Genomic DNA, 2,991 nt, shown 5'->3' on the forward strand with positions numbered 1-2,991 from the left:
TCAAACCTATGCGAGTCACCCCAGCAGAGCTGGGGGTTTATCAATGTTTAATTAACGGCAATGCGATTTGATAACCCGGCACTTCGGTATCCATCAACATGATCGAGCCGAGCGTAAACGCAGCGACGCCGCCCAAACCGAAGATGCCAAAACTGGGGCTAAAGGCCTCTGCGACCATCAAAGCAATTCCCAATAGGATTAAAGCAAGGCCCGCGTAACTCACCGGCAGCATTTGTAAGGAGTACATTGCCAATAACAGACAGATCCCCCCCAATACACCCGGTAGCCCGACGCCAGGGTTATAGAACTCAAGGAGCAAACCATAGATACCGATGAGCATCAAAATATATGCAACGTTCGGGTTCGTGATCACTGACAGCAAACTAAATCGCCAGTCTTGTTCTCGCTCGACAAAAGCAACATCACTAAGTTGGATTTCCTGACTGACCCCGTTGATGGTGATGACGCGTCCGTTACTCAGTTCAACCAATTGCTGAAGGTCGCTGGCAATAAAATCAATCACGTTAAGTGTGAGTGCGTTCTCTGAGTCTAAACTCGCCGCTTCTCTTACCGCTTTTTCTGCCCATTCTTCATTGCGATTGTGTAGCTTAGCCAAACTGACAATGTAAGCCGCAGCATCATTGATGACTTTCTTTTCCATCGCAGTGGTGGCTTTTACTTGGTCTGAGTTCTCTTGTTTTGTTTCGTCTTGCTCACCCGCTGACGTGTTGTCATCTTTATTGGCGTCGTCTTGAGGAGATAACGGACTAGCAGGCGCTTTGCCACCACCAAGCGACACAGGTGTTGCTGCACCTAGATTAGTTCCGGGCGCCATCGAAGCAATGTGGCTGGCTAGCAAGATATACGTCCCCGCGCTCGCAGCACGTGAACCCGCAGGCCCAACCCAAGTTGCTATCGGAACCGGTGACGTGGTGATGGATCGAATAATGTCACGCATCGACGAATCTAACCCGCCAGGCGTGTTCATTTTCAAAATGATGAGCTTTGCTTGCTCATCGTGAGCTTGTTCTATTTCTCTAGTGAGGTAATCACTGGTCGCCGGACCTATCCCTCCGTTCACCTCAATCACCCAAACATCATCGGCTTGAGCGAACACAGAGCTGAACAACAGAAGAAACACAAACAAGTACTTTAATATAAAAGTCATAGCCCCTCTCCTTACAACTGAGATGCTAGATAGACGTTTTATTTAAAGCGCAGAGGTAACATCTTGGTAATAAATAGATACCTTAAGCATAGTTCAGGCTAAATTTCACACAACACGTAGCTGTGGATTCACCCCAACATAGGCGTTCAAAAAACACTCGTAAATGAAATCAAAATGTTAATGGAACGTTTTCAATACCAGCGCTTGTAAATCATTCACAAAATCTCCAGCGAAAAGGTTTTTATAAATTCAACAAATAACATCGCAATAAAAAACCAAGGCAAACGATTGCATTGTTGTGCAAAATCAACAAATGACATTAGACCACCAGTTTTTCGGAGACTTTCACCTCTGCTCATATTGATAAATGTAAAGGATACGTGTAAAACTCGTCGCGAAATATTAATCCAATGGTACATCATACATTGGTGAGTAGTTCTGGGATTTTTATATTTAGTAGCACAGAGGTTATGGAAGTGTTAAAAGAAAAGAGTTTACTAAGCAACATCGGCGTTCAAGTCGTTATTGCAATGATCATCGGTACCGCTGTCGGTGCAATGATGGGTGACAGCGCAACAATGTTCGCTCCACTGGGCGCAATCTTCATCAATTTAATCAAGATGCTGGTTATTCCTCTAGTCGCAGTTGCCCTAATTTCAGGTGCTGCAGGTCTAGGTAATAGCTCATCGGCAGGTAAAGTTGGTGTGGTTACACTGGGTTACTTTGCACTAACGTCTGCACTTGCTGTAGCACTAGCGCTTGTAATGGGTGAAGTATTCGAACCGGGTCGTGGTATCGATGTGTCTGGCGTTGAAGGCATGTTTTCTTCTGAATACGCTGCGAAAGGCGAACTTCCAACGTTCTGGGCAACCATCACGGGCATGATCCCGACCAACGTTTTCCAATCACTGAATGAAGCAAACATTCTGCAAATTCTCGTTTTCTGCTTATTCTTTGGTATTGCGATTTCTAAACAAGCAAAAGAGAAACGTGACCCTATCATCAACGGTGTAAATGCTATCGTTGACGCTATGGTATGGATGATCAACAAAGTTATGATCATTGCACCACTTGGCGTATTCGGCCTAATGGCTGAAGCAGTAGGTACGTTTGGCTTTGGCGCGCTTATGGTCGTGTTCAAGCTGTTCATTGTTTACATCGCTGCGATTCTTATCTTCGGCTTTGTTGCTTACCCACTGATGATTCAAATCTTCACTAAGACTTCAGCTAAGAAGTTCCTAGTGGCAATGAAGAAGCCTCAAGCGGTTGCACTATCAACAGCATCTTCAATGGCGACACTACCAGTAACAATGGAAACGGTAGAGAAAGAACTTGGCGTTCGCAACTCTACGGCTTCATTCGTTCTGCCACTTGGTGCGACGATCAACATGTCTGGTAATGCAATTTACTACGGCCTGGTTGCTATCTTCTTTGCACAGCTGTTCAACATCGACCTGTCTATGGGCGCTTACGTTGCTATCATCGTAACCTCTACGCTAGGCGCAGTTGGTCAAGCAGGAGTTCCAGGTCCTTCTTTCCTAGTGGTTGCGGTTCTTCTAGCAGCTGGTATCCCTATCGAAGGTCTACCTCTGTTGTTCGCTCTAGACCGTATCTTCGACATGATTCGTACTGCTCTTAACATCACTGGTGATGCAGCATGTGCGGTAATCGTTGATTCTCTAATCAAAGACGAAGTGAAAGAAGCTGAGCTAGAGAAACAACAAGCTTAAACTTCTTCGAAACCTAAAGACCAAAAAGCCACTCATTGAGTTAACACTGATCATTTAAGCATTTTCCTGATCAGTTGAACGATCCTACAGATG

General features: G+C 45.2%; 1 protein-coding gene and 1 pseudogene. One reads left to right on the forward strand and one right to left on the reverse strand.

The features are described from left to right. Positions 1 to 49: 49 nt before the first annotated feature. Positions 50 to 1,168 (reverse strand): annotated as a pseudogene (locus tag AB6C75_RS23230) (NfeD family protein); the annotation flags it as partial. Positions 1,169 to 1,578: 410 nt separating this feature from the next. Here AB6C75_RS23230 and AB6C75_RS23235 point away from each other — a divergent pair. Continuing rightward, complete coding sequence (locus AB6C75_RS23235; RefSeq protein WP_372109461.1) at positions 1,579 to 2,898, forward strand: dicarboxylate/amino acid:cation symporter; 1,320 nt, start codon at positions 1,579 to 1,581, stop codon at positions 2,896 to 2,898. Positions 2,899 to 2,991 lie beyond the last annotated feature (93 nt).

The sequence above is a fragment of the Vibrio sp. 10N.237.312.B06 genome (genome assembly GCF_041464685.1).
GTDB classification, from domain to species: domain Bacteria; phylum Pseudomonadota; class Gammaproteobacteria; order Enterobacterales; family Vibrionaceae; genus Vibrio; species Vibrio tasmaniensis_A.

Bases quoted from the DNA above. Each gene is read 5' to 3' on its own strand.
- AB6C75_RS23235 (WP_372109461.1), top strand. From the start codon at position 1,579: ATGGTACATCATACATTGGTGAGTAGTTCTGGGATTTTTATATTTAGT.